We start from the raw sequence: 23,396 nt of genomic DNA, 5'->3' as shown, positions 1-23,396 counted from the left end.
CTTTAATTTCACATGAAAAGAGCGTCGCGATGCACGACGCTCTTTTTGCACTTATGATCAAGCAACGGTGACCGGAACTTCCGTCGACGTGCGCATGGCGTGGCTATAGGGGCAGACGATGTGCGCTGCAGCGGCAAGCTTCTCAGCGGTCGGCTTGTCGAGGCCGGGAATGTTCACCGTCAGGGCGACTTCGATGCCGAAGCCCGTGCCGTCTTCACGCGGACCGATGCCGACGGTGGCGCTGACCGTGGTCTCTTCGGGAATCTTGACCTTTTCCTTGCCGGCGACAAATTTCAAGGCACCGAGGAAGCAGGCCGAATAACCGGCTGCAAAGAGTTGTTCCGGGTTGGTGCCGGTTGCGCCGTCGCCGCCGAGTTCCTTCGGAACAGTCAGCGTGACATCGAGAACGCCGTTTTCGGAAACGGCGCGGCCCGCGCGGCCACCGGTGGCGGAAGCTTTGGTCGTATAGAGGATAGGCATGTCAGTCTCCTTTGCGTTGGGGTTGGATTTTGTATAATGCACAATTAAATTGTGTGCAAGTTAATTTTGCAAATTGCATTTCGAATTCGAAAAGAGGACAATTGTTCCCTAGGAAAGGACGACAATGAAAGCGCATCTGGCAAAGACGATGGAAATTCCGGAAGAAGAAAAGCGGCTCGACAACCAGCTCTGTTTTGCGGTCTATTCGACCGCGCATGCCTTCACCCGCGCCTACAAGCCGATTCTCGACAAGGTCGGCCTTACCTACCCGCAATATCTTGTAATGCTGGCGCTGTGGGAAAAATCCGAGCAGCCGGTCAAGGCGATCGGCGAACAGCTCGATCTCGATTCGGGCACGCTATCGCCGCTGCTCAAACGCCTCGAGCAAAATGGCCTGATCAAGCGCACCCGCGATTCCCGCGACGAACGGCAGGTCATCGTGTCGCTGACCGAGAAAGGCCGCGCCATGCGGAGCGAAATCGATACCATCATGAGCGCGATCGGCCAGGCTGCGGGCTGCACACTCGAGGAAATAAAGACAATACGCGAGATGCTGAAGGGGCTGCGGTCCAACCTCACGGCTGCGGTATAGGGGTCGCGCTGGCAGCAACGGGATTGGCCCAAGCTTACCGATCCCACAGGGCAGCATGGCGGGAATGGTTGCGCAGAAGGTCGAATTCTCGATGGTTTTCGATGGCAGCAGGGGGCCGACTTTCCTGCAGAAGCTCGATCTTCAGCCGCTCGACAACGGCCGTCGTTATTTCGTCCTGAACCGCGAAGATCTGCCCGAAATGACGATCAAAGCGTTCCGCCCAGATGATTCCGCCGGTTCGCGCATCGACAAGCTCGGTCGTTAGACGCAGTTCGTGGCCGCTCACGCGAGCGCTTCCGCTGAGAACATAGTGTACACCAAGCGCTAGCGCGACGTCCGGCAGGCGGTCGACCTTGTCGCGATAGGAGAAGCTCAAGTTCTTCGATGCGACAAAGAGATTGGGAATCTTCGCCAAGGCAGTGATGATGTCCTCGACAATGCCGTCGGCAATCCACGTGTGCCGACCGCCGGGCACCGCGACCGTGAACGGAAGAACCGCGATCGAGGGCCGCCCCGACGGACCGATCGCCGCGGGCGGTGGCGGAGCCTCGCTGCGCAGCACGAGCTTCTCGTCCAAGGCATAACCGCGGCATGGAATGGTGCGAATGAGCTTTGCCGCGCCCTCACCCAGCGTCCTGCGTATATCCGTCATGCACTGGCTGAGCGAGCCGTCCGTGACAGCCACATTTGGCCAGACAGCTGAAACCAATTCGTCCTTGGTGACGACGCGCCCCGAATTTTCAAGCAGATAAGTCAGCAACCGGAGGGATTTTGGGCGCAAACGAACATCCTGCCCGCCCTTGCGCAGCCGGCCCTGTTGCAAATCGAGCTGGTGTCCCGCGAATTCGAACATCGACATTGGATGCTCCGAATGTTGGCGCGCAACTTAGCAAACGCTTCCCACCACGACAACGAAGTGTATCCAAGCACGACACCGAAACCAAAGAATTTCAGAGAAATTTCAAAAGCGCTTCAGCGGGTCTTCACGACAACCACACGGGTAAATGGGAGGCTTTGCCAATACGACTGCAGCTTGGGGGGCTACCATGACATTCCTGCACCTACATGGCGTTCGCGCTTTTTCGCCGACAGCGGCGTTTTCGGGAACATGGCACGCGCTCGCGCATTTGGTCCCGCATGGCCATGCAGCGCCTGCAGATCACGTTGCGTGCCGGTCGTTGGACAAGCTTGACGACGAGCAGCTCGCCGATATCGGCATTGTCAGACACGAAGAGTTCGCCGGTTGGCATGAGTCAGCGAGAGGCTCCGATCCCGACCCGATCATGTCCAAAAGCTATTCGTGGCGGTAGACTTCAACTCCGACAAACTCGCGCCAGAAGACCACACTGTCTCCCTTGGGAAGATGGTGTCTCCCTTGGGAAAGGGAGACACCAGGATGCAAATCGATCACTGCAGAACGACGACCGGCGCCTTGTTCGGCACGCGGTCATAGAGGTCGATGATGTCCTGGTTCAGCAGGCGCACGCAGCCTGACGAAACGGCCTTGCCGATCGAGCGCCATTCCGGGTTGCCATGCAGGCGGTAGAGCGTGTCTTCGCCATTCGAGAAGATGTAGAGCGCGCGCGCGCCGAGCGGGTTCTTCAAGCCCGGCTCCATGCCGCCGTTCTCGATCGAATACTTGGCGAGTTCGGGCTGACGCGCGACCATCTCGTTCGGCGGCTTCCAGCGCGGCCATCTCTGACGCCACTGGATAACGCCGGAACCCTGCCAGGCGAAGCCTTCACGACCAATGCCGACGCCGTAGCGCATCGCGGTGCCGCCGGGCTGGACGAGGTAGAGGAAACGCGAGGGCGTATCGACGACAATCGTGCCGGGCGCCTGGCCGGTCGGATCGACGACCTGTTGGCGATAGAAGCGCGGATCGATCTGCTGGTAAGGCACGGCCGGAATGAGAAAGCCACCGTCCTCAATCGGACCATACATCACCGCCAGCTCGGCATCACCCGGCGTCTGCGGCGCCTGGAACATGTTGATCGGATTGCGCATGACGACCGGCTGAGCCACGGGAGGCGGCCCAGCCGTAGATGCGCACCCGGTCAGCGCCGAAGCTGCGGTCATTGCCGAAAGCGAAAGGAAGCTGCGGCGGGAAAGGGATTTTTCAAAGCTCATAACGCGGGTCTGGTTTCCTGTTGCGCTGGAAGGACGAACGCCCTTCGCGGAGGGTGATTCAACGCCGGTGACGCACGGGAAATCTATCCGCTTGCGCTAAATAAACCATCACCTCACGAAGTCGTGTCCGCCCGCGAACACACGATATCCCAAACCCTGTTGCGCCGCTACATCACGACGATCTCTGTCTTCGCCGGAACACGGTTGTAAAGGTCGACGACGTCCTGGTTCAGCATGCGCACGCAACCCGACGACGTGGCCTTTCCGACCGACTGCCAGTCCGGCGTCCCGTGGATACGGTAAAGCGTATCCTGTCCATCCTTGAAGATGTATAGGGCACGGGCACCGAGCGGATTTCCGAGGCCGGGGTTCATGCCGCCGTTTTCTGCGGAAAAGGCGCGTATATCCGGCTGACGCGAGACCATTTCTGCCGGCGGTGTCCAGCGTGGCCATTTCTGCTTCCATTGAATGACGCCGCGGCCGGACCATGCGTAGCCTTCGCGGCCAAGGCCGACGCCATAGCGCATCGCCTTGCCGCCCGGCTCAACGAAATAGAGGTGCTTGCTCTTCGTATCGACGATGATCGTGCCCGGCTTCTCATTGGTCGGATAATCGACTTCCTGGCGCAGATACTGCGGATCGATGCGGCTGATCGGTATGGCCGGCAAGGTGAAGTCGGTGTCGCGCACCTGACCATACATGGCGCTGTTCACCGGATTGGTGACCGGCAGGCCGTAGGTCCGGCTAAAATTCGCGCCTGGGATGCCATAAGTCTGATTGTATATCGTCGGCGGCACACCCGGCCTCTGCGGAATCGGCGTATCCACCGGCTTGACCCGCATGGGATCAACACCGGGTGGGTTATAGAAAACAGGGGACGTTTCCTGCACGAAGCGGGCCGGATCGGTGGCACCGGTGTCGGGGATCAGGATATTGCAACCGCTCAGGCAAAGAGCAGCGGCCGCAAGCCCGACAAATGGCGACACCCGGCTGAGAACAATCATAAAATACCCTCATCGACAACAGCGAGACGTATAGCTGCGGCAAGGATGGCACTTGCGGCTGGCGCGAGGCTGGTGACTAGATCAGCCTCGCATCGATGGACGTCATCACGATCAGGCCGCGACGCCGTGGAAGAACCGTATGCTCTGTTCGATCTCCGCCGGCAGCGCCGAGGTGTGGTTGCCGGTCACCGTATCCGTTTCGATACGGACACCACCGGAGCGGGCGCGGCTTGCAAGCAGGCCGGCGCGGTCATTAAAATGCGCTTCCTCGGTGCCGTGCACGATACGAACGGGGCATTTGAAGCTCTTGGCATAGCAGAGCGCGCTGCGGACCTCGAATTCGTGGGCGTTGCCGTCGTCGAAACGAATGTCCTGCGGGTAGCGATTGAAAAAGCGGAAGGCATCCGGATTGCCGGAGATCGGCGCAGCTGCGCGGAACTTATGGCTGCTCATCGCTGCCAGCATGGTCAGCGTGCCACCGATGCTGTGGCCGGCGACGAACAGGCGGTCGGCATCGACGCCCGGAAGATGCTGCAGACGATCGGCCGCCGAAAGCACGTCATCGACCTCGTCATAGAAGCCCGAGAAATTGCCCATCTGGCCGTTTTCGCCGCGCAATGACGGCAGCATCACCACGAATCCGGCGTCGACATAGGCCTTGAGCAGAACCCAGTGGCCAAGACCCATGGCGTTGCCCCCATGCAGGAACAGAACGCCCGGTTTGGGCTTGCTGCCACGCTTGTATTTGGAGACCCAGGCGACCAGCTCCAATTCGCCGCCGTAACCGGAGCGATAGAAAATCTTCTCACCGTCCGCGGGAGCGTCGAGCGGCTCGTACTTGTCGGGAGCCGGCCCCTTCTGCAGCAGCTTGGTATGGAAGCGCTTGCGAACCTTGGCATAGTCGTGATCGATCAGCCTCGGCACGTCCGGAACCTCGAATGCACTTGCCATGCGCGGGAGCAGAAGAGCTCCAGCCAGGCCTGCGAGAACCGAGCGGCGCTGGCGGAGAAAAGAATTACCTTCGTCTGACGTCATTTCACGCTTCCATCGTTCCCGGCGATTCGAGAATTGCACCGGAAGCGTCCGGTCGCCAACACACGTTGTGTTGAAAAAGGTGGCCCTGCGGCGTTTTGCGCCAAGAAAACCTACTGCTCGCCCTTGGCATCGATCATGGCGACCAGTGTCTGGAGACGATCCGCCTCATAGGATGGTTTGTCGGGGCGCAGGCGGGAGATTCGCGGAAAGCGCATCGCAACACCGGACTTGTGGCGGGTGGACCGGTTGATGCCTTCGAAGGCGACCTCCACAACGAAGCCGAAGTCCCTATCCGCCCTGACGGCGCGCACCGGGCCAAAGCGCTCCGTCGTGTTGTTGCGAACGAACTTGTCCAGCACTTCGAGTTCGGCATCCGTGAAGCCGAAATAGGCCTTGCCGACCGGCACCAACTGTTCACCTTCCGGGGTCTCTGTCCAGACACCGAAGGTGAAGTCCGAATAGTAGCTGGAGCGCTTGCCGTGGCCGCGCTGCGCATACATCAGCACGGCGTCAACATTGTAGGGATTGCGCTTCCACTTGAACCACGGCCCCTTCAGCCGCCCCGCCTGATAAATGCTGTCGCGGCGCTTGATCATCACCCCTTCGATGACAGGATCCGGCGGCGAGGACCGCAGCTGATCCAGTTCGTCCCACGACGAGAACTCGACCAGCGGGGACAGATCGAAGCGGTCGTGCGGCGCATGGTCGATGACCTCCGCAAGACGCGCACGGCGATCGACATAGGAGCGGCCACGCACGTCCTCCTCCCGATCGAAGAGCAGATCGTAGGCACGAATGAAGGCCGGATACTCGTCGAGCATCTTCGTCGTCACCGTCTTGCGATTCAGGCGTTGCTGTAGATCGGAGAAGGTACGCGTCGGGCTGTTCGAACGGGTGGTTCCGCCAACGAGCAGCTCGCCGTCCATCACCCCGTCAAAGCTGATCGAATCGACGATATCGGGAAACGCGCCCGAGATATCGTCGCCGGAACGCGAATAGATCTTGCGCGTATCTCCGGAACGCGACAGCTGCACGCGAATGCCGTCCCACTTCCATTCCGCGGCATATTCGGCTGGATCGAGTTGTTCCAGATCCCCCTCCTCGACCGGATTGGCAAGCATGACGGAGTGGAAAATCGCCGGCGTTGCCAGGATTGGCTTGTCGCCCTGCCCTTCCAGCCAGCGAAACAACGGTTCGTAGGGTGGTTGCAGGCCATGCCAGAGCGTCTCGATTTCGGTCACGTCGCGGCCGCCCATGTCGGCGAGCGCCTGTTTCGCTAGGCGGGACGAGACCCCGATGCGGAGAGCCCCGGTCGCGAGCTTAATGAAGGCGAAGCGACCTGACGTGTCCAGCCGATCGAGCAAGTCGCGCACGAAGCTGCGGACTTCGGTGCGCCCGAGCGCGTTCATCTGCCGGACGACATCGCCGAGCCGCGGCTGGGCAAGTGCCAACCGCTCGATGTCCTTCCCGGCGTCCCAGACAAGGGAGATCGTCTCCGCGAGGTCGCCGACATAGTCGTAGGAATAGCGGAAGAGCACGTCGTCCATCCGTTCCAGCACTAATTCGCGCAGCATGGCCGGCTTGACGTTGCGCACTTCGAGCGTGCCGGCGATGGCGGCAAGACCGTAGCCGCGATCCGGGTCCGGGGTGTTGTGGAAGTAATCGGTAAGCAGCTTCAGCTTGCCGTTGCGGCTGGGGGTGAGCACGAGGCGGTCGAGCAGGTCGGCGAAGGCTTTCATCAGTCGGCCTCGTCTTCGTAGCCGACCAGATGGAGCGGTCGAGCCTTGATGCCTTGCAGCTGGCACCAGCGTACCAGCGCCTCCTCGCGGCCGTGCGTCACCCAAACCTCCTCAGGACGCAGATCGCTGATCGTCTCGGTCAGTTCCGGCCAGTCGCAATGATCGGAGATGACGAGCGGCAGTTCGACACCTTGCTGCTTGGCGCGCTGGCGCACCATCATCCAGCCCGAGGCAAACGCCGGCAACGGCTCATTGAAGCGTCGCGCCCAGCGATCGGCAAAGGCGGATGACGGGCCGACGACGATTGCTCCCTTGAAGGCGGACTTGTCGCTGCTCTCAATGGTCGCGGGTCGAAGTTCACCGAGTTCGATACCCTGACTGACGTAGTAATCACAGAGCCTTTCCATCGCGCCGTGGATATAGATCGGCTGGTCATAGCCTGTATCGCGCAGCAGGCGGATGACGCGCTGCGCCTTTCCAAGCGCATAGGCGCCGATCAGATGCGTGCGCTCCGGAAACTGCCGCAACGACGCATAGAGCTTACCCATTTCGTCGACCGGATCCGGGTGATGGAAGACGGGCAGCCCGAAGGTGGCCTCGGTAATGAAGACATCGCAGGGCACCGGTACATAGGCTGCGCATGTCGGGTCCGCGCGCCGTTTGTAATCGCCGGAGACGACGATGCGCGTGCCGTTCTTCTCGATGGCGATCTGCGCCGAGCCGAGCACATGGCCGGCGGGATGAAAGCTGACCCTGACGCCGTTGATCAGGATTTCCTCTCCGAATGCGACGGCCTGCTCATTTGTGCAGAAGCCCTCACCATAGCGGATCTGCATGATATCAAGCGTCTGGCGCGTGGCGAGCACGTTCGTGTGGCCGGGCCGCGCATGGTCCGAATGTCCGTGGGTGATCAGGGCTCGCTCGACCGGCCGCACGGGATCCACATAGAATCCTCCCTCGGGACAATAGAGCCCTTCGGGGGCGGGATAGAGCAAGGCGTCTGGTCTCATGCATGCAAAGATAGCGGGAAAGAATGGAAGGGCCAGTGGCACGCGCTTCGCAGACAGGAGATGTTGATCTGCACCAAAATGAAACAGGCGCGCTGGCACGTTTCCTGCAGAGCAGTAGAAATGAAGGAAAGTCCGTTAACCTCCCGCCGTTATCTGCTCCGCCTTGCGGGAGCATCCGCGCTTGCACTGATGGCCTCCCGCAGCTTTGCGACCACGCGCAAGGGCGGTCTGCGCGGCGCGATCGATGCTGTGCAATACAAGACGACGCCGAGCGCGGCCGATCGCCAGAGCGTCAGCCTGCAGAAGATGATTGATCAGGCCGCAGTGCAAAACGTGCCGGTTTTCCTGCCGCCCGGCACCTACAAGGTTTCCAATCTCGTGCTGCCGGAGAATACGCGGATAACAGGCGTACCCGGGGCGTCGCGTATCGTCTATACCGGCGAAGGCCACCTCTTAAGCGCGGAAAACGTCAAGCGCGTCGAGCTATCCAATATCGTCATCGACGGGCAGAACCGCTGGCTCGGCGACTATGCCGGCGCGCTGCTGCAATTTACCGGCGTCGACGAGGTGATGATCGACAATTGCCAGATCTCCGGCAGCCGCAAACATGCCGTCCAACTGGAGCGATGCGGTGGCCGGATCGAGCGTAGCCGCATCTCCGGCGCGGGCCATTCTGGCATATACGCGGTTGAATCCGATGCGCTCTCGATTACCGGCAACGAGGCCTTCGATTGCGGCAATGGCGGCATTCTCGTGCACCGCTGGAAGAAGGCGACGGACAACAGCGTCGTCAACGGCAACCGCATCTACCGGATCAGGGCCAATGACGGCGGCACCGGCCAGAACGGTAACGGCATCAACATCTTTCGTGCCGACAACGTCATGGTGGCGAACAACCACATATCCGACTGCGCCTTTACCGCCATCCGCGCCAATTCCGCCTCCGACATCCAGATCACCGGCAACCAGTGCCAGCGCTCGGGCGAGACAGCGATCTATGTCGAATTCGAATTTGAGGGCGCTATCGTCTCCAACAACATGGTGGACGGCGCGGCAAACGGCATCTCGATCGCTAATTTCGACCAGGGCGGCAGGCTGGCAAGCGTCACCGGCAACGTCGTGCGCAACCTCACACTCAAGGGCCCTTACGAACATGAGGTCGGCTTCGGTATCGGCATTGCCGCCGAGGCGGACACGCTGGTCTCCGGCAACATCATCGAAGGTGCTCCACGATGGGGCATGCAACTCGGCTGGGGACCGTATCTGCGCAATCTTGTCGTGACCGGAAACGTCATCCGCAAGGCGCCGATCGGCTGTGCGGTCTCGGTGGCGAAGGGCGCGGGAACGGCCGTCATCACCGACAATGTGTTTCAGGAGACACCCGGGGGCGCTGTCCTCGGCTTCGAATGGGACAAGAAGGTATCAGGAGAACTGGCGGCCACGGGCTCCTCACGTTTTGCGCAGCTGACGGTCGAGCGCAACCGCATCTCCTGAGAAACATCAAAAGCTTTCATCGATTCATAAGGCTCGGCAGCTTCCGTTGGGACGCTTCGGCTCCTACCCTGTGGCCAGTCGAACCGGGGATGTAGAAATGCTGACAATCTATGGGGTCTATCGCTCGCGCGCCTCGCGCGTTTACTGGATGGCCGAGGAACTGGGGCTGGAATTCGATTCCGTGCGGGTCATTCAAGCCCGGCGTCTTGCCAATCCACTTGCCGCCGATGCGCCTGTTAACACGCTATCGCCCGATTTCCTGGCGATCAATCCGATGGCGCTCATCCCCAGCATCAAGGACGGCGACCTTGTGATGCATGAGTCGCTTGCCATCACGCTCTACCTTGCGCGCAAGCATGGCGGCCCCATTGCTGGTCAAACCGTCGAGGAAGACGGTTTGATGACGATGTGGACCATCTGGGCGGCAACCGAGGTGGAACCGCATACGGTGAAGATCGTCTACGTCTATGACGACGAGAAGCAGAACAGCGACGAGGGCAAGGCGACGATCGGCGTAGCGGTGCGCTCGCTGAAGAAGTCGTTTGCGACCCTGGAGAAGCATCTGGCGACGAACGACTACGTCGTCGGCAACCGCTTCACGGCAGCCGATCTCAATATCGCCGAGGTGCTTCGCTACGCGCAGACGGAACAGGCGCTGTTCGACGCCCATCCCAACATCAGCGCCTGGATCAAGCGCTGCCAGTCGCGACCAGCCTACATTGCCATGCAGGCGACGCGTTCTGAGGAGCCGATCTGATCAGGGGAAGAGCTTCAGGGTGCCTGCCATTTCCTCGCGGATCCAGGCCTTGAAATCCCTAACCTTCCTGGGCTCGCGCGAACCTTCGGCCGTTACGAAATAGTGGCCGAAGCCGGTTTGGGCGCGAATGCCGAAGGGCGCGACCAACTGCTGCTGCTGCAGGGCAAAGCCTGCCAGCGTCTGCCAGGCGAGCATGACGCCCTGGCCTGCGATTGCCGCATCGAGACAGAGCGAGGCGTCGTTGAAGATGTGGCGGGTATCGAGCGTCTTGCCGGAAAGGCCGGCCTCGCGCATCCACACCTCCCAGGTGAACATGGCGCGGCCATCGATCACGGCCGGAAGCGACAGGATATCGGCCGGCTCGCGCAGTCGCGCCGCCATGACAGGCGAGCAGACCGGGAAGACCTCCTGCTGAAGCAACAATTCCGCCTTCACATCGGGCCACTGCCCGTTGCCGACACGAATGCCGATATCGATATCGCACAGCGCCGGATTGACCAGCCGGGTGGTGGCATCCATCCGCAGGCTGATCTCGGGATGCCGCTCGGCAAAACGATCGAGCCGATAGACGAGCCAGCGTGCGGCAAAGACGGGTGCCACCGAGATCGTCAGGATGCTGTCGTCGTGCCGCTGTGTCGTCGCCACCGCCTGTGACAGGGCGTTGAAGCCCTCCGTCAAGCCGGTCAGCAGGCGCGCGCCTGCCTCCGTCGCGACCATGCCTTTCGGCGTGCGTTCGAAAATCACCTGATCGAGCTGTGCCTCGGCCTTGATGACCTGCTGGCTGACCGCACCGATCGAGACGCCCAGTTCCTCGGCCGCGGCCTGCAGGGAGCCGAGCCGTCCGACTGCTTCGAGCGCACGCAATCCGTTCAGATGAACCGAGTTCAGGTTTCTCATATAGTTTTTCTATACTGACAGATTGGTAATCTCAATTGAAACGTGTCTCACCGGCCGCGATAATCCGGCGGTATTAAGCAAATGCTCCGTTCGCCACCCAAGAAGGAAGCGAGGTATGCCATGCAAATCCTGAAGTTTTTCTTGAGCGTCGAAACCATAGAGCCGCCCTACAACGCGGATATCAAACAGGATCCGTTGAACCACCCGGATCTGGCGCGGATGTCACCGACTGCGCTCGCCGATCTGCCGCTCGGTCCGGAGCCACGCACGCCGAAGCCCGAGCGGCCGCAGCCTGCAAGGTGCGCTTAAGAGTGAGAAATCTGCTAGTCTGTGCGAGCTTCAATTCGAGCGAGCCCAATGACCGACAGCGTCGACACGATCTTTGCGCGTCTCAAGCGCCTCTCCGTGGAAGCCAATCTGCCTGAACTCGAGGAGGGCACGTCCTATGGCAATCCAGCGCTGAAAGTGGGCGGCAAGTCCTTCGTGGCGGTCAAGAACAATGAGACCATCGTGCTTTCCATCTCGATCGACGACAAGGAACGGCTGATCGAGATGGCGCCCGAGATCTACTATCAGACACCCCACTATATCGGCTGGCCATATATGCCCTTGCGCGCCGCCATGATCAGCGACGCCGAACTGAAGGAACGGCTGATCGGCGCCTGGCGGTTCCGTGCACCAAAGCGGCTTGCCGCGAGTTTTCAGGGCTGAGCGCACCGCCCTAGCGACTTGTCGCCCTGATCCCCTGATATGCTCGGCGAGCGGGCTACGCCTGTTTAGGCCTGCTCGCGCTCCAATGCCCGCTGCACGGCCGGGCGCTCCATCATCTGGGCATAGTGCGCCGTCGCTCTCCTGAAGCGGGCCGGATCGACGCCGTCGGGACGCAGCCAGCCGGTCATGACGAAGAGATAGGGATCGGCGACCGAGTAGTACTCGCCCATTACCCACGGGCCCTCCAGCATCTGCGCATCGATGAGTTCAAAGCACTCGGCCATGGTCTGCGGCACCTTCGCCTTCATCGCCCCGTGCGCGGCCGGATCATCCGCCCAACGGCTGCCGCGACGACCGTGTGCGTGGTTCACATGCACCGTCGAACAAAGATAATTGTTGAATGCCTGCATCCGGGCGAACTCGAAAGGATCGAGCGGCGCCAGCTGCGCCGCCGGTGCGAGCTGCGCGATGTAGGCCAGGATTGCCGGCGTTTCGGTTAGGACGCCGCGTTCCGTCACAAGCGCGGGAACCCGGCCCTTCGGGTTGATTTCGAGATACTCAGGCGAACGCTGCTCCGCATCGGCGAAGTTCAGCTTCTTCGTCTTGAACGGCAACCCAGACTCTTCCAGTGCGATGAGGCTTGCGAGCGCACAGGTGTGGGGCGCGAAATACAATGTCAGCATGATCGACTCCCTTCGATGCTGACTTTATAGCGCGACGATCCGCAAACGCACAGATCGAGGCCGGCAAGCCGGCCTCTCAAAATAAAGCTACTTCAGGCACAGCCCGGAACATCCTCGACCCGATGCCAGACGGGAATGCCGCGTTCACGCGCGATCCGCACGTCGTTGTCGGCGCCTTTCGATTCCCCCTCGAGCCGAAGCACACCGTCGCAAAGCTGCAGCAGCCGGCCGGCAACGGGGTGGAATATCTCTTCGTAGAGATCATCGCCGACAGCCTTTCCGCCGGCGGCGTTCCACACCGGCAAAGCCACCCACTCTCCAATCATCGGCACGTGGCCCGCCTTGAACAGCCGATGCGAGGGCTGCTCCAGCCTCTTCAAATTCGCTGCCATTTTTGCGGGATCGTCCCCCGTTCCGGATCTGTAGGGCCCGGCAATCAAAATTAACATAATCAAACTCCATTTCTCCCGGCTTCATGCACGAGAAGTCAAATAACTGCACGAAATTTCTTGATTGTCGAATCATTTCGTGCATCATCATGATACTTCATGCAAACATCGGATCGAACCATGCTCACGAGCCAGCGCAAATCGTTGATCCTCGACATCCTTCGGCGAGATGGCCAGGTAATCGCCAAGCAAATCGCCAAGGACCTGTCGCTGTCGGAGGACACGATCCGTCGTGACCTCCGGGAGATGGCGGCAGAAGGATTGCTGAAGCGGGTACACGGTGGGGCAATGCCTGTTGCGCCCGAGTTGCCCGACTTCTCGACGCGAAAAGGCGTTTCGTCTGAGACCAAGGCGCGGCTCGGGAAGAAAGCTGCCTCACTTGCGCGGCCGGGCCAGCTGATTTTTCTGGATGGCGGCACGACAACGGCGGAGATCGCCCGGCAACTGCCGCGCGACTTTGCGTTCTCAGTCGCGACACACAGCCCGACGATTGCCGCGGAGCTGGAACATCACCCGACGGCCAGCGTGATCCTCATCGGCGGTAAGCTCTACAAGCACTCGATGGTCGCGGTCGGATCCGTCGCCATGGCTGCGATTTCGCAGCTTCGGCCGGACATCTTCTTTCTCGGAGTGACGGCTGCCCATCCCGTGCATGGCCTGTCGACGGGCGATTTCGAGGAGGCGGCCATCAAGCGGCACATTGCGTCCTGCGCCGCCGAGACCTATGTGCCGCTGACGGAAGAGAAGTTCGACCACGTCTCGCCCTGCAAAGTCCTGCCGATCTCAGGCGTATCGGGACTGATCGTGGCGGCAGGCCTTGCCGCGGCTGCCATCGAGCCCTATCGCAACCTCACTGCCGAGATCCTCGAAGCATGAACGGCTGCACGAAGCGCGCCTTTAGTTCGCGGGGGTTCTGCGGTAGCAGGCTCACGGCGAGACCGGCGACAAAGATTGCCAGGACAATATACGCGAAGGTGTCGCGGGCCATCCCGAGGGTCATGACATCGTGCAATCCGGGCTGCAACGCAGCGATCGACGTCGAAAGCCGCAGCTCCCCGATGAGACGACCCGGAATGGTCGCAAAGGCCGGCGCCTCCGACAGCGCCAACAGCGCGCCATAGAGAGCAGCGACCGAAATGGCCGCTCGCAGAGCGCGCCACACACCAAGTGGCCGTGCGCCACTCTCTTCAAATGACCAGCCGATATAGGCGCAGAAAGCCACAAAGAACAGGAACGCCACCGGCAGCCCCTCAAGCACGGTCTCCGGCTTCAACTGGCCGGTCCAACCATTGGCGAGCAGCAATGGAAACGGCGCCGATGCGACGAACCAGATGGCGACGATAGCGCCCCAGACCCAGCTCATCGAAAGATAATGGATGCGGGCAAGGGTAACGACGAGGATGATGCCGCCCGCGAGGTAGACGCCCGACGGTTTCATGGAACCGGTCATGGTGACGATGATCGGTCCGCAGGAGCCGGCGATCCGGGCGCAACCCGACGAAACGACCGTCAGCCAGGTCACGTAATCGAAACACATGGTGAAGAAGAGAAAGATCGCTATGGCGATCAACATCCACCAAAGATAGCGGCCCGCAAACATATCCTGCCCTCATGGCGTTCGATGTAGTGGGCAAAGGGTAACTCAGCCTTCGAAAACCGCATCCGTTCTCGTGGGCTGTAGTTTCACATACATTAGCAATTTCTGCTGCTGCGGCGCGACTGTTTCGTTCCGGAACGACTTATGCAGTCAGCGCAGCCGTCGCGCGAATGTCGCCGACATGAATACCGTTCCAATTGTGCATCTGCACGGTGGCCATGGCGGCCAAGTTCGCGCGAATCGGGTCGTCCGTGCCGAAGAAGCGGCTGAGCGCGGCGGCAATCATCGCCTCGGAGGCACGCGAATGGCCGTCGTCGCATTTGACGGCGATCGCAATTCCCTGCTCGGGAATGGCCGCGCAGAAGACACCTTCGGCACCGGTTTTGGCGAAGATGCGGTGGGGTGCCACCTCCATCAGCTCTGTGCAAGCGCGCCCAGTTCCGGCCACATAGAAGGGCTCGGCCATGCAGGCATCCAAGAGCCGCCGGGAAGCCTTGGCGCGAAGGGGCTCGAGTCCGTTGCCGGTCGCCATCTTGGCAAAACCATGCGCCAAGCCGCGCAAGGGAACCGCATAGGTCGGGATGGAGCAGCCGTCCGTGCCGCAATTGTCATGGCCGAGCACCGCGCCCGTCAGGCTTTCCATGATGCCGCGGATTTCGGCCTGCAGCGGATGGTCGTAGCCGACATATCCCTTCGGATCGACGCCCTGATGGCAGCAGGCGCAGACGAAGCCGGCATGCTTGCCCGAGCAGTTGTTGTGCAACGCCGTCGGCTTGTCCATTGTGCGCGCCTGGTGGATCAGCACCTTCTGGCTCGAGGACCAATGCGCGCCGCATTCAAGCGCTTCGACATCGCGTCCGGCACGCGCGAGCATGGCAGCAGCGAGCGCCACATGCTCGTCTTCGCCATTGTGCGAGGAGCAGGCGAGCGCCAATTCCTTGTCGCTGAAGCCATAGGCATCCGCCGCGCCGCTTTCCATCAGCGGTAGCGCCTGCATCGCCTTGCAGGCCGAGCGCGGAAAGGTTGCTGCATCGACGTCGCCGATCGAGAACACGACCTTTCCATCACCATCGACGGCGACGACCGCGCCGCGATGCCGGCTTTCGACGAGTGAGCCTCTGGTGACTTCGACGGTGACGGGATTGGTCATGGCATGGTCCTGATCGTGTACGCAGATGCGTCACGCATAGCGAGTCGCGAGGATAAAGCAATTGCCTTTCACCGTGCCCGTCTTGCGCCGATGTAGGTCAAAGCGGGGTGATGCGATAAGCGCAGCGGCGGGCGCCAAGCAAAATATGCTCCTGGCGCTCGACTTTGGCACCGAGAACGGCTCGAAAGGTCTCCAGCTCCGAGCGGCAGAAGCCCGCACAGACGGTTGCCGCAGCACAGATCGGGCAATGGTTCTCGACGAGCAGGAGCGAGCCGTCGGCCTCCTGCCAACTGTCGGCCATGTATCCTTCACTGGTGCGTACGGCCGCTAGCTGCTGCACACGGGATTGAACGTCCGCCGCGTCCACTTCTTGGCGATAGCGCATGAGGGTGTCTGCTTCCCGGGCGGAAATGACGGCATCCAGCGCCGATGCCCCCAGCTGTGCGACCAGCGTGCTCAGGATCGTGGCGGTGAGTTCCGCGTGACCATCGGGAAAGGTTTGGTTGCCCGCAGGCGTGAGGCTCCACAGCTGCCGCGGTCTTCCCCTGCCTGTCGTGGCGTCGCTCACGGCTTCGACAAGCCCCTCCTCCGCCATCTTCGTTAATTGCTGACGGACAGCTTCCGAGGAAATGCCGAGCCTTGCCGCAAGTGCGGCGGCAAGCTGGGGTCCTTCGGTCTTGATCAGCAGCAGGATTCGATTGACCGGGGATTGTCTCATTTATTTTTCCAAGTTAACGCTTGCTTTAATAGCATGGCCGTGTATTTTTCCAAATCATAACTTGCAAAAAATACTGCATACCCCGGGAAGCACACAAGGCATTAGATATGACCGGCATTGAAGAGATTTCCGCAGACAAGCCCTCCGTCTTCCATCTGTTTTCCGCACCGCTCCTGCCCGCGACGCTGATGCTGGGCGGCGGTGTCACCCTCTATGCCGTTGAAACTTACATCACTGCGACCATCGCACCATCGATCGTGCGCGACATCCGTGGGCTCGAACTGCTGTCATGGATGACAACGCTTTTCGTTGCCGCGGCGGTCCTTGGGTCGATCTTCGTGGCGATGCGCCCGCGCGGCATCGGGCTGCGTAGTGTCTACGTCGCCGGCGCGCTGATATTCGGGGCCGGCAGCCTGATCTGCGCGCTTGCCCCGGCGATGCCGTTGGTCCTGGCCGGACGCACGGTACAGGGGTTCGGCGCCGGCATTCTTGCCGGGCTTGCCTATGCCTTCATTCGCTTCGCCTACCCCGAACCGCTGTGGCAGAAGGCGTCAACGCTCTATGCAGCCATTTGGGGTGTCTCGACATTGCTCGGCCCCAGCCTCGGCGGAGTCTTCTCCGAAGGCAGCGCGTGGCGCCAAGCCTTCATGCTATTGGTTCCGCTCTGTGTGCTGATGGCGGCACTTGCGCCCTGGCTGCTGCCGCGCGCCGAAGACGATCGCGCCCATAGCAAGACGCCAATCCTCCAAATTGTCTTGCTGCTTGCCGCCGTTCTGCTGGTCAGCATCGCCGGAACGATCGACGAAACAAGCTCCAAAGCGTTGCTGATTGCCGCATCAATCGCCACGATCGTTTCGATGCTGACCGTCGAGCGGCACGGCCGAAACCGTCTCCTGCCGACCGGAGCCGTCACGCTCGCAAAGCCGGTGGCGCGCGTCTACTTGACGATGTTCGTGCTGCTGCTGGTGCTGACAAGCGACATCTATATTCCTTATTTCCTGCAGGTGCTGCATGGCGTAACACCTCTGGTGTCAGGCTATCTGACCGCCCTTGTGGCGCTCGGCTGGACCTTTGCGGCCTTCTTCAGCGGAATGCTGTCTGGACGCCGTGCCAGCACCGCAATCGTCGTCGGCTGCGTGGTCGAAATGGTTGCGGTTGCGTCGCTAACGATCTTCCTCGCAACGGACAATCAGTCCAGCGACCTAGCTACTCTTGGCCCTGCCGTCGTTGGTATGTTCTTGATGGGCTTCGGCGTCGGCCTTGGTTGGGTTCATCTGGTAACCAAGATCCTTGGTTTGGTCGACAACTCCGAACAGGACAAGGCCTCGGCCGCGATCTCGACGGTGCAGTCGCTCGGCAGCGCCTTCGGCGCGGCCGTTGCCGGCGTGATTGTCAACAGCACCGGGCTGGTGGATCCCGGTGGTGTTGCGGGCGGCATTTCGGCCGCACACTGGCTCTACGTGCTGATGGCGCTTCCCGGCCTGATTGCCGTCACGATATCCTTGACCCTCTCGTCGCCCACCGAACGGCAGGCCCGGTGAGCGACGCGCGAGCGGTCACAGACGCAGCATGATCTTGCCGATGTGACCGCTCGTTTCCATCCCGGCGATCGCGCGGGTTGGCCTTTGGCGACCGGCAGCCATCACGGCATGAGGCCATCCATCACGTGATTTGACCGCTGCCATCACAAACTCTGGTTTTTCGAAAGCACACTACTGGTTTATATCGGGGGTATCGGGAACCCTGCCATGCCATCCGCCTTTTCTTCCATTCTCCGCGATCACCAAATCCGTGTCCCAACGCTGACGCTGGTTGCGCTCGCCTTCACCTATGCCTCGACGATGCCCTATCAATCGATCATCGGCATCAATGAACTCGGCCTGTCGGACCGCGCCTATTCCGGGCTGATCTTCCTTGCCGCACTCGTCAATGTCGCCACCAGCCTGACGCTCGGCATCTGGTCCGACAGGCTCAGCGATCGGCGCCCGCTGGTGCTGGCGCTATCGGTGAGCGGTATGCTCGGCTTCGGAATGATCTACGAATTCCGCACCGCCGGCGTCTTCATCTTCGGCATGCTGGTGCTGATCCCCATCAGCAATTCCACCTATTCGATCCTGTTTGCCAGCATCCGTGCGACGACGAACACAATGGATCGCGGAAGAGCTGCGGCGATCACGTCCACGGTTCGCGCGCTGTTCTCGGGCTCCTGGGCGCTGGCACCAGGCCTGATTGGCCTGTACCTCATCAACTCACAATCGATGACACCGGCCTATGGCATTGCGGGTCTCGCAAGCCTGACCTGCTTCTGCCTCTACCTGTTTTTCGCCAAGCCTGCGCCTGTCGGCAACGCCTCCCCTTCGCAGCAGATCGGCTTCTTCTCTTCGCTCGGCAGAGTCTTTTCGCCCTATGTCGTGGTAAGGGTCGGCGTCATGGCGCTGCTGCTCGGGCTGCAGCGGCTAAACAGCGTGGTGTCGCCGTTGATCATCACCCATGCCGCCGGCGGTACCGTGGTAGATGTCGGTTTCATGGCCGGCCTCACCGCCTTCCTGGAAATGCCGTTCATGCTGATGTGGGGCGCGCTGCAACGCCGCTTCCGCAGCGTGCACGTGCTTGCCGTGGGAGCGCTGATCTATTGTTTGTATCTGGTATTGCTAAGCTTTGCCTCGGCGCCCTGGCAGATCTATGCCCTCGTGCTGATCAACGCCTGCGGCGCTGCAGCCATCCTCCGCGTGCCGATCACCTACCTACAGGATCTGATTGCCGATCGCCCCGGACTCGGCAGTTCGCTGGTCTCGGTCAACACGTTCATCGCCAACGGCATCAGTGCATCGATCTTCGCGGCCGGCACTGCCTTTACGGGCTATTCAGGCACAGCCCTGTTTGCCGCCATCGTCGGCCTCGCTTCGGTCGGCCTTCTGCTGTTCGAAAGAGCCCCCCGACCGGTCCGGCAGCCGGCCTAGAGCCGCAGCATGATCTTGCCGATGTGACCGCTCGTTTCCATCAGTCGATGCGCCTCGGCAACCTCTTCGAAAGAAATGACGGTATCTATAACCGGAGCGAGCTTGCCTTCATCGAGAAGCGGCCAGACCTGGGAAAGGAGATCGTCGCGGATCGCGCGCTTTTCCTCGGCAGTGCGCGGGCGCAGCGTCGAGCCGGTGATCGTTAGCCGTTTGACCATGATCGGTGCCAGATTGACCTTCTCCGCAACGGCGCCGCTGAGGAAGGCGATGATCGAAAGGCAGCCGTCCTTCGCGAGCGACGCCACGTTCCGTTCGAAATAGGCGGCACCGATCATATCCAGGATGATATCGACACCGTGGCCGGTCTCGGCCTTGATGGCCTCTGCAAAGTCCTCTGTCTTGTAGTTGATTGCCCGCTTTGCGCCGAGCTTGACGCAGGCATCGCATTTTTCCTGCGAACCGGCCGTCGCGTAGACCTCGGCGCCAAAGGCCCGCGCAAGCTGGATGGCGGTCGTTCCGATGCCGCTTGAGCCGCCATGCACGAGAACCTTTTCGCCTTCGGTCAGTCCGGCCATCTGGAACATGTTTGCCCAGACCGTGAAGTAATTCTCCGGCAGCGCCGCAGCTTTAACGGCATTGTAGCCCTTCGGGAAGCGCAGAGCCTGGCCGGCGGGCAGCAGGCAATAATCGGCATAAGCACCGCCGTTGGTCAGGCCGCACACCTTGTCGCCGAGGGCAAAATCGCGGACGCCCGGGCCGACGGCAACGATCTCGCCTGCCATCTCAAGCCCGAGAACAGGGCTTGCATCCTTCGGCGGCGGATAAATGCCCTGGCGCTGTGCGACGTCTGGCCGGTTGACGCCGATTGCTTCGGTGCGAACAAGGAGCTGGCCCTCCCCTGCTATCGGCAAGGGTCCGGTGGCGATCCGCATCACCTCGGGCGCGCCGAAGCTAGGCAGGTCGATGAAGCGCATCTGCTTGGGCAAGGACATGATCCGGTCTCCTCGTTCCGAAAGCATGTCAGATAGTTCAGCTCTTCGGACTTGAGAAGGCGGGAAGCGCGGGTGGCGTCAATTCGTCTCGCCCAAGAGATGGAAAACGAGCCCTTCTTCGCTTTCCTTCGCCTCGGCCTTGATATGGGCGATCGCGGCACTAACGCGGTTGACATCGTCGATGACGAGACCTTCCGGCAGCTCCAGCACGCCGATCGAGGAACGCATCAGCGGGAACAGTGCCTCGACGCCGGCGCGGTCATGGCCCCGAATGCGGCCGGCGGCACGATCCGTATCGGAATAGAGGTCGAGCACATCGTCGTGGAAATCGCTGATCAGACGATCGAGAATTTCGGTCAGTTCTTCCTTGGTCCAACCCCGGACGCCGATGAAGAAATCGTCGCCGCCGACATGACCGAGGAAGTGGCGCTCAGCAAAGAAATAGCGGCGCATCAGGGCGGCAAAGAGCGAAATCGCGTGGTCGCCAAGGTGGAAACCATAGGCATCGTTGAACGGTTTGAAGTTGTCGAAATCGCAGTAGCAGAAGTGACGTTTCTCATCGCCGTCGAGGCTCGACTCGCGCATGAAGTCGCGGATCGCCCTGTTGCCTGGCAGCCCGGTCAGCGGGTTCTGGTCCTGGGCGGTCTTCAGCTTCTTCTCGTTCATCACCTTGATGAGCGAGGCCGCCGATACGACGCCTGCATAGCGCATATTGTCGGTCAGCAGCAGGCAGTTTGTGCCTTCCATGTTGGCGAAGATCGCCATCAGCTGTTCGGTATCGGAATCAAGACCGACGATCGGAGCCATTTCGACGAAATGTGAGATGGTTCGCTCGTAGACCTTGTTCTTCAGAAGATCGCGGCCAAAGGGCTGGTAAATATATTCCTTCAGGTGCCGCTCGTGCAGGATGCCGCGCGGCTCGCCGTTCGCGTTCAGCACCGGGAAGAAGGCCTGGTGTGGATTGCGGCGGAAGAGCTCGAAGACGCTGTCGATCGTGTCGTTTTCAAAAACCGTTGGCAGCATCTCGATCTGCTTGCGGATCAGGATCTCATCGAGCGATTGCGGGCTGCGCTTGCCCTTGCCGAGGTCCAGCAGGTGCGGAAACGACGGCTGCAGCTCGGTGATATGGGTTGTCGGACGGGAGATGAACCAGCCCTGGACGAGATCGACGCCGAATTCGCGGCAGGCGACGAACTCTGCCTCGGTCTCGATCCCCTCGGCAATGACGCGGGTGCCAAGCACGTGTGCGATATGGACGATGTTCTTCAGGAGGTGACGCTTGCGCGGGCTGCTGTCGATGTCGGCGATGAAATGCCGGTCGATCTTCAGATAGTCGACCGGGTGGTCGCAGAGCAGCTTCATCTCGCCGTGGCCGACGCCGAAATCGTCGATCGCCAGCTTGAAGCCGGCCTTGCGCAGCAGTGATACGAGGGCCGCAAACTCCGGCACGCTGGTGTTGTCGAAGCGCTCGGAGAATTCGAAACAGATCGAGGAGGGTGGGATATTGGCAAGCTTCAGATGTTGCAGCAGGCCTTCCACCAGCCGCTCGCCATGCGGGATCAGACGGACATCGAGATTGAGGAACAGCGTCGAACTCGAGAAATGCGGGAGCGTGGCGAACTTCGCAAGCGCACGGCTTGCCACCATCTGTTCCAGCTGCAGCAGCTGGTGGTTCTTGTGCGCCTCGTCCAGAATTTCGACCGGAGAGCTGAAGCCGATGCGCTCCTGTCCGCGCATCAGCGATTCATAGCCGAATGCCACACCTGTCCCTGCCTCGACGATGGGCTGAAAGGCATTTTCGATAACAAGTTTCGCAAGGGTTACGATCTGATCACTTGCGTAGCGACGAACAAGCGCCGGATCGACGGTGGCAGCCAAAGACATGCCAATCTCCACTGTGTCTTATTGTTTTTCGCAGGGAGACTGACGGAGAAGGATCAACGATCCCTTTCCCGAATGTGAAACTTTTGTGAAGACGACCGCCCGGGTGAGCGAATTTTGCTCCCCGATCAACGGTTTGGTCAGGCGGTGCGCCGATGCTCGGCCTCGTGATCAGCGAACATGTCGGCGACACATTTGCCACTGCGCGAGGTGCAATCCTGATCGAACATGACCTCGTGATATCCGCCAAGTTTGCGGGCGGCGTCCCACATGCGCAGGGCTTCGCGCACGACCTCGCTGCTCGACGCGTAACTCCCGTTGTCAACGGCGGCCCGGATGTCGGCGGCCTGCAACGGTGAAATGGATACGGTGACCATCGGCATGAGATTCCTCCCTTTACCTCGTGGGGCACGTATGCCCCGGTCGGGGGACGGCCAATCCGTCCACGGCATTACCGACGCGCGCCGCCGCCTCGGCTGCCTCTTGGTAGTCAAATTTTAGCCCTCCCTCACATACTTGTCAAAAAAGAAACAGTCCGTGAAGCCAGGCTGTGAATTGCGGGCATAACTCAGCGACGGATCGCAAGACCGAAAGCAAGCATGGACCAGCCCTGGATGAGAAGATCGCAGGCGAGAAAAAGACCAAGGATCCATAGGCTGTTGACCGGCCAACCGAGGTAGATGACGACGCCGGCGAGTGCAGTGATGATGCCGCTAGCAAGCACCCAGCCCCAGCCCTTGACCGGGCGCATGCGCCAGCCGACCCAGATGCGGAACACGCCGGCAATCAGCAAAGCGATCGCAAGAAACAGCGTCAGCGCCGCCGATGCCAGAAGGGGATTCTCGAAGGCGAAGACGCCGGCCAGCACGTAGAGCACGCCGCTCAACGCCCAAAACAGCACCTGGTCCCAGCTTCTCACCTGAAACGCGTGAACCAAGTAGACGATGCCGCCAATCAGCATCAGTATTCCGACATAGTAGACGGACACAACGGTCGCGAGCGCGACGTTTGCCAGTGCGATAAGGCCGCAGACGATCAGCAGCAAGCCAAGTGCGGCGAACCAACCCCATTTCGATTGTAGAGATGAAAGGCTCAGTCGATCAGACGTATCTGCCAT

The 23,396-nt window shown here is 60.7% G+C and carries 27 protein-coding genes; 9 read left to right on the top strand and 18 right to left on the bottom strand.

Going from position 1 to position 23,396, the window contains the following annotated elements:
• Window positions 1–57 precede the first annotated feature (57 nt).
• Complete coding sequence (locus FHT71_RS17340) at window positions 58–480, bottom strand: organic hydroperoxide resistance protein (protein ID WP_007791565.1); 423 nt, start codon at window positions 478–480, stop codon at window positions 58–60.
• A gap of 124 nt (window positions 481–604) precedes the next feature.
• On the opposite strand from FHT71_RS17340, the gene FHT71_RS17335 reads away from it, so the two are divergent.
• Complete coding sequence (locus tag FHT71_RS17335; RefSeq protein WP_007791567.1) at window positions 605–1,072, top strand: MarR family transcriptional regulator; 468 nt, start codon at window positions 605–607, stop codon at window positions 1,070–1,072.
• Between the two features lie 34 nt (window positions 1,073–1,106).
• On the opposite strand, the gene FHT71_RS17330 is transcribed toward FHT71_RS17335, so the two are convergent.
• Window positions 1,107–1,931, bottom strand: a complete 825-nt coding sequence (locus tag FHT71_RS17330; protein ID WP_183721174.1) for a winged helix-turn-helix domain-containing protein — start codon at window positions 1,929–1,931, stop codon at window positions 1,107–1,109.
• Between the two features lie 187 nt (window positions 1,932–2,118).
• Between FHT71_RS17330 and FHT71_RS17325 the strand changes: the two genes are divergently transcribed.
• On the top strand, window positions 2,119–2,382 hold the full coding sequence (locus FHT71_RS17325) for a DUF1127 domain-containing protein (RefSeq protein ID WP_007791572.1): 264 nt from the start codon (window positions 2,119–2,121) through the stop codon (window positions 2,380–2,382).
• Between the two features lie 97 nt (window positions 2,383–2,479).
• Here the strand turns inward: FHT71_RS17325 and FHT71_RS17320 are convergent, their stop codons facing one another.
• From FHT71_RS17320 to FHT71_RS17300, 5 genes are all read right to left on the bottom strand, one after another.
• Window positions 2,480–3,202, bottom strand: a complete 723-nt coding sequence (locus tag FHT71_RS17320) for a L,D-transpeptidase (protein ID WP_007791575.1) — start codon at window positions 3,200–3,202, stop codon at window positions 2,480–2,482.
• A gap of 167 nt (window positions 3,203–3,369) precedes the next feature.
• A complete protein-coding gene (locus tag FHT71_RS17315; protein ID WP_132588526.1) occupies window positions 3,370–4,206 on the bottom strand; it encodes a L,D-transpeptidase in 837 nt (278 codons plus the stop codon).
• Window positions 4,207–4,317: 111 nt separating this feature from the next.
• A complete protein-coding gene (locus tag FHT71_RS17310; RefSeq protein ID WP_132588525.1) occupies window positions 4,318–5,241 on the bottom strand; it encodes an alpha/beta fold hydrolase in 924 nt (307 codons plus the stop codon).
• A 110-nt stretch (window positions 5,242–5,351) separates the two neighbouring features.
• Window positions 5,352–6,980 (bottom strand): cisplatin damage response ATP-dependent DNA ligase, encoded by a 1,629-nt coding sequence (locus tag FHT71_RS17305; protein ID WP_007791585.1) that lies wholly within the window; start codon window positions 6,978–6,980, stop codon window positions 5,352–5,354.
• Window positions 6,980–7,990, bottom strand: a complete 1,011-nt coding sequence (locus FHT71_RS17300) for a ligase-associated DNA damage response exonuclease (RefSeq protein WP_132588524.1) — start codon at window positions 7,988–7,990, stop codon at window positions 6,980–6,982. The genes FHT71_RS17305 and FHT71_RS17300 overlap by 1 nt, the downstream gene beginning before the upstream one ends.
• A 120-nt stretch (window positions 7,991–8,110) precedes the next feature.
• Here FHT71_RS17300 and FHT71_RS17295 point away from each other — a divergent pair, with 120 nt between their 5' ends.
• Window positions 8,111–9,484, top strand: a complete 1,374-nt coding sequence (locus FHT71_RS17295) for a TIGR03808 family TAT-translocated repetitive protein (RefSeq protein ID WP_132588523.1) — start codon at window positions 8,111–8,113, stop codon at window positions 9,482–9,484.
• A gap of 97 nt (window positions 9,485–9,581) precedes the next feature.
• Complete coding sequence (locus FHT71_RS17290; RefSeq protein ID WP_007791592.1) at window positions 9,582–10,241, top strand: glutathione S-transferase family protein; 660 nt, start codon at window positions 9,582–9,584, stop codon at window positions 10,239–10,241.
• Here FHT71_RS17290 and FHT71_RS17285 read toward each other — a convergent pair whose 3' ends face one another.
• Entirely contained in the window at window positions 10,242–11,138 is an 897-nt protein-coding gene (locus FHT71_RS17285) for a LysR substrate-binding domain-containing protein (protein WP_007791595.1), read from the bottom strand. It abuts the gene before it with no gap.
• A gap of 120 nt (window positions 11,139–11,258) precedes the next feature.
• On the opposite strand from FHT71_RS17285, the gene FHT71_RS17280 reads away from it, so the two are divergent.
• Entirely contained in the window at window positions 11,259–11,447 is a 189-nt protein-coding gene (locus FHT71_RS17280) for a hypothetical protein (RefSeq protein ID WP_132588522.1), read from the top strand.
• Window positions 11,448–11,495: 48 nt separating this feature from the next.
• Entirely contained in the window at window positions 11,496–11,849 is a 354-nt protein-coding gene (locus FHT71_RS17275; RefSeq protein ID WP_007791598.1) for an MmcQ/YjbR family DNA-binding protein, read from the top strand.
• Between the two features lie 65 nt (window positions 11,850–11,914).
• Here FHT71_RS17275 and FHT71_RS17270 read toward each other — a convergent pair whose 3' ends face one another.
• Together FHT71_RS17270 and FHT71_RS17265 are read right to left on the bottom strand one after the other, a co-directional pair.
• Entirely contained in the window at window positions 11,915–12,532 is a 618-nt protein-coding gene (locus FHT71_RS17270; protein WP_007791599.1) for a glutathione S-transferase, read from the bottom strand.
• Window positions 12,533–12,624: 92 nt separating this feature from the next.
• On the bottom strand, window positions 12,625–12,981 hold the full coding sequence (locus FHT71_RS17265) for a hypothetical protein (RefSeq protein WP_007791601.1): 357 nt from the start codon (window positions 12,979–12,981) through the stop codon (window positions 12,625–12,627).
• 120 nt (window positions 12,982–13,101) lie between these two features.
• On the opposite strand from FHT71_RS17265, the gene FHT71_RS17260 reads away from it, so the two are divergent.
• Window positions 13,102–13,857, top strand: coding sequence for a DeoR/GlpR family DNA-binding transcription regulator (locus tag FHT71_RS17260; protein WP_132588521.1), 756 nt, complete (start codon window positions 13,102–13,104; stop codon window positions 13,855–13,857).
• Here FHT71_RS17260 and FHT71_RS17255 read toward each other — a convergent pair.
• The 3 genes from FHT71_RS17255 to FHT71_RS17245 all read right to left on the bottom strand — a co-directional run bounded on the left by FHT71_RS17255 (window position 13,832) and on the right by FHT71_RS17245 (window position 16,446).
• The gene (locus tag FHT71_RS17255) at window positions 13,832–14,581 is read right to left on the bottom strand and encodes a hypothetical protein (protein ID WP_007791603.1); all 750 of its coding nucleotides are present in this window, start codon (window positions 14,579–14,581) and stop codon (window positions 13,832–13,834) included. The two genes, FHT71_RS17260 and FHT71_RS17255, sit on opposite strands and share 26 nt — an antisense overlap.
• A 139-nt stretch (window positions 14,582–14,720) precedes the next feature.
• Window positions 14,721–15,728 carry an asparaginase gene (locus tag FHT71_RS17250; protein ID WP_183721171.1) on the bottom strand — a complete coding sequence of 336 codons (1,008 nt, stop codon included), beginning with the start codon at window positions 15,726–15,728 and terminating at the stop codon, window positions 14,721–14,723.
• A 97-nt stretch (window positions 15,729–15,825) separates the two neighbouring features.
• Window positions 15,826–16,446, bottom strand: a complete 621-nt coding sequence (locus FHT71_RS17245; protein WP_132588519.1) for a MarR family transcriptional regulator — start codon at window positions 16,444–16,446, stop codon at window positions 15,826–15,828.
• A gap of 107 nt (window positions 16,447–16,553) precedes the next feature.
• Here FHT71_RS17245 and FHT71_RS17240 point away from each other — a divergent pair, with 107 nt between their 5' ends.
• Window positions 16,554–17,987: an MFS transporter gene (locus tag FHT71_RS17240; protein ID WP_183721168.1), complete on the top strand. Its 1,434-nt coding sequence runs from the start codon at window positions 16,554–16,556 to the stop codon at window positions 17,985–17,987.
• A gap of 15 nt (window positions 17,988–18,002) precedes the next feature.
• Here the strand turns inward: FHT71_RS17240 and FHT71_RS32165 are convergent, their stop codons facing one another.
• Complete coding sequence (locus tag FHT71_RS32165) at window positions 18,003–18,131, bottom strand: hypothetical protein (RefSeq protein WP_281040942.1); 129 nt, start codon at window positions 18,129–18,131, stop codon at window positions 18,003–18,005.
• A gap of 63 nt (window positions 18,132–18,194) precedes the next feature.
• On the opposite strand from FHT71_RS32165, the gene FHT71_RS17235 reads away from it, so the two are divergent.
• Complete coding sequence (locus FHT71_RS17235; protein WP_183721165.1) at window positions 18,195–19,406, top strand: MFS transporter; 1,212 nt, start codon at window positions 18,195–18,197, stop codon at window positions 19,404–19,406.
• On the opposite strand, the gene FHT71_RS17230 is transcribed toward FHT71_RS17235, so the two are convergent.
• From FHT71_RS17230 to FHT71_RS17215, 4 genes are all read right to left on the bottom strand, one after another.
• Window positions 19,403–20,398 carry an NAD(P)H-quinone oxidoreductase gene (locus FHT71_RS17230; protein ID WP_183721161.1) on the bottom strand — a complete coding sequence of 332 codons (996 nt, stop codon included), beginning with the start codon at window positions 20,396–20,398 and terminating at the stop codon, window positions 19,403–19,405. The two genes, FHT71_RS17235 and FHT71_RS17230, sit on opposite strands and share 4 nt — an antisense overlap.
• Before the next feature lie 78 nt (window positions 20,399–20,476).
• Window positions 20,477–22,282: a GGDEF domain-containing protein gene (locus FHT71_RS17225; RefSeq protein WP_183721158.1), complete on the bottom strand. Its 1,806-nt coding sequence runs from the start codon at window positions 22,280–22,282 to the stop codon at window positions 20,477–20,479.
• Window positions 22,283–22,419: 137 nt separating this feature from the next.
• The gene (locus FHT71_RS17220; RefSeq protein ID WP_007791620.1) at window positions 22,420–22,662 is read right to left on the bottom strand and encodes a type II toxin-antitoxin system ParD family antitoxin; all 243 of its coding nucleotides are present in this window, start codon (window positions 22,660–22,662) and stop codon (window positions 22,420–22,422) included.
• Between the two features lie 185 nt (window positions 22,663–22,847).
• On the bottom strand, window positions 22,848–23,396 hold the full coding sequence (locus tag FHT71_RS17215; protein ID WP_183721156.1) for an HdeD family acid-resistance protein: 549 nt from the start codon (window positions 23,394–23,396) through the stop codon (window positions 22,848–22,850).

Origin of the sequence: Rhizobium sp. BK060, assembly GCF_014193145.1 — a bacterium.
GTDB lineage: Bacteria > Pseudomonadota > Alphaproteobacteria > Rhizobiales > Rhizobiaceae > Rhizobium.
Note: the sequence above shows the minus strand (reverse complement) of the source record. Positions and strands in the feature narration are given on the sequence as shown.

What these genes read in the sequence shown, in the direction of transcription:
- FHT71_RS17340 (WP_007791565.1), bottom strand. Translation starts at nt 480, where the DNA reads ATGCCTATCCTCTATACGACCAAAGCTTCCGCCACCGGTGGCCGCGCG.
- FHT71_RS17335 (WP_007791567.1), top strand. Translation starts at nt 605, where the DNA reads ATGAAAGCGCATCTGGCAAAGACGATGGAAATTCCGGAAGAAGAAAAG.
- FHT71_RS17330 (WP_183721174.1), bottom strand. Translation starts at nt 1,931, where the DNA reads ATGTCGATGTTCGAATTCGCGGGACACCAGCTCGATTTGCAACAGGGC.
- FHT71_RS17325 (WP_007791572.1), top strand. Translation starts at nt 2,119, where the DNA reads ATGACATTCCTGCACCTACATGGCGTTCGCGCTTTTTCGCCGACAGCG.
- FHT71_RS17320 (WP_007791575.1), bottom strand. Translation starts at nt 3,202, where the DNA reads ATGAGCTTTGAAAAATCCCTTTCCCGCCGCAGCTTCCTTTCGCTTTCG.
- FHT71_RS17315 (WP_132588526.1), bottom strand. Translation starts at nt 4,206, where the DNA reads ATGATTGTTCTCAGCCGGGTGTCGCCATTTGTCGGGCTTGCGGCCGCT.
- FHT71_RS17310 (WP_132588525.1), bottom strand. Translation starts at nt 5,241, where the DNA reads ATGACGTCAGACGAAGGTAATTCTTTTCTCCGCCAGCGCCGCTCGGTT.
- FHT71_RS17305 (WP_007791585.1), bottom strand. Translation starts at nt 6,980, where the DNA reads ATGAAAGCCTTCGCCGACCTGCTCGACCGCCTCGTGCTCACCCCCAGC.
- FHT71_RS17300 (WP_132588524.1), bottom strand. Translation starts at nt 7,990, where the DNA reads ATGAGACCAGACGCCTTGCTCTATCCCGCCCCCGAAGGGCTCTATTGT.
- FHT71_RS17295 (WP_132588523.1), top strand. Translation starts at nt 8,111, where the DNA reads ATGAAGGAAAGTCCGTTAACCTCCCGCCGTTATCTGCTCCGCCTTGCG.
- FHT71_RS17290 (WP_007791592.1), top strand. Translation starts at nt 9,582, where the DNA reads ATGCTGACAATCTATGGGGTCTATCGCTCGCGCGCCTCGCGCGTTTAC.
- FHT71_RS17285 (WP_007791595.1), bottom strand. Translation starts at nt 11,138, where the DNA reads ATGAGAAACCTGAACTCGGTTCATCTGAACGGATTGCGTGCGCTCGAA.
- FHT71_RS17280 (WP_132588522.1), top strand. Translation starts at nt 11,259, where the DNA reads ATGCAAATCCTGAAGTTTTTCTTGAGCGTCGAAACCATAGAGCCGCCC.
- FHT71_RS17275 (WP_007791598.1), top strand. Translation starts at nt 11,496, where the DNA reads ATGACCGACAGCGTCGACACGATCTTTGCGCGTCTCAAGCGCCTCTCC.
- FHT71_RS17270 (WP_007791599.1), bottom strand. Translation starts at nt 12,532, where the DNA reads ATGCTGACATTGTATTTCGCGCCCCACACCTGTGCGCTCGCAAGCCTC.
- FHT71_RS17265 (WP_007791601.1), bottom strand. Translation starts at nt 12,981, where the DNA reads ATGTTAATTTTGATTGCCGGGCCCTACAGATCCGGAACGGGGGACGAT.
- FHT71_RS17260 (WP_132588521.1), top strand. Translation starts at nt 13,102, where the DNA reads ATGCTCACGAGCCAGCGCAAATCGTTGATCCTCGACATCCTTCGGCGA.
- FHT71_RS17255 (WP_007791603.1), bottom strand. Translation starts at nt 14,581, where the DNA reads ATGTTTGCGGGCCGCTATCTTTGGTGGATGTTGATCGCCATAGCGATC.
- FHT71_RS17250 (WP_183721171.1), bottom strand. Translation starts at nt 15,728, where the DNA reads ATGACCAATCCCGTCACCGTCGAAGTCACCAGAGGCTCACTCGTCGAA.
- FHT71_RS17245 (WP_132588519.1), bottom strand. Translation starts at nt 16,446, where the DNA reads ATGAGACAATCCCCGGTCAATCGAATCCTGCTGCTGATCAAGACCGAA.
- FHT71_RS17240 (WP_183721168.1), top strand. Translation starts at nt 16,554, where the DNA reads ATGACCGGCATTGAAGAGATTTCCGCAGACAAGCCCTCCGTCTTCCAT.
- FHT71_RS32165 (WP_281040942.1), bottom strand. Translation starts at nt 18,131, where the DNA reads ATGGCAGCGGTCAAATCACGTGATGGATGGCCTCATGCCGTGATGGCT.
- FHT71_RS17235 (WP_183721165.1), top strand. Translation starts at nt 18,195, where the DNA reads ATGCCATCCGCCTTTTCTTCCATTCTCCGCGATCACCAAATCCGTGTC.
- FHT71_RS17230 (WP_183721161.1), bottom strand. Translation starts at nt 20,398, where the DNA reads ATGTCCTTGCCCAAGCAGATGCGCTTCATCGACCTGCCTAGCTTCGGC.
- FHT71_RS17225 (WP_183721158.1), bottom strand. Translation starts at nt 22,282, where the DNA reads ATGTCTTTGGCTGCCACCGTCGATCCGGCGCTTGTTCGTCGCTACGCA.
- FHT71_RS17220 (WP_007791620.1), bottom strand. Translation starts at nt 22,662, where the DNA reads ATGCCGATGGTCACCGTATCCATTTCACCGTTGCAGGCCGCCGACATC.
- FHT71_RS17215 (WP_183721156.1), bottom strand. Translation starts at nt 23,396, where the DNA reads ATGGCAGATACGTCTGATCGACTGAGCCTTTCATCTCTACAATCGAAA.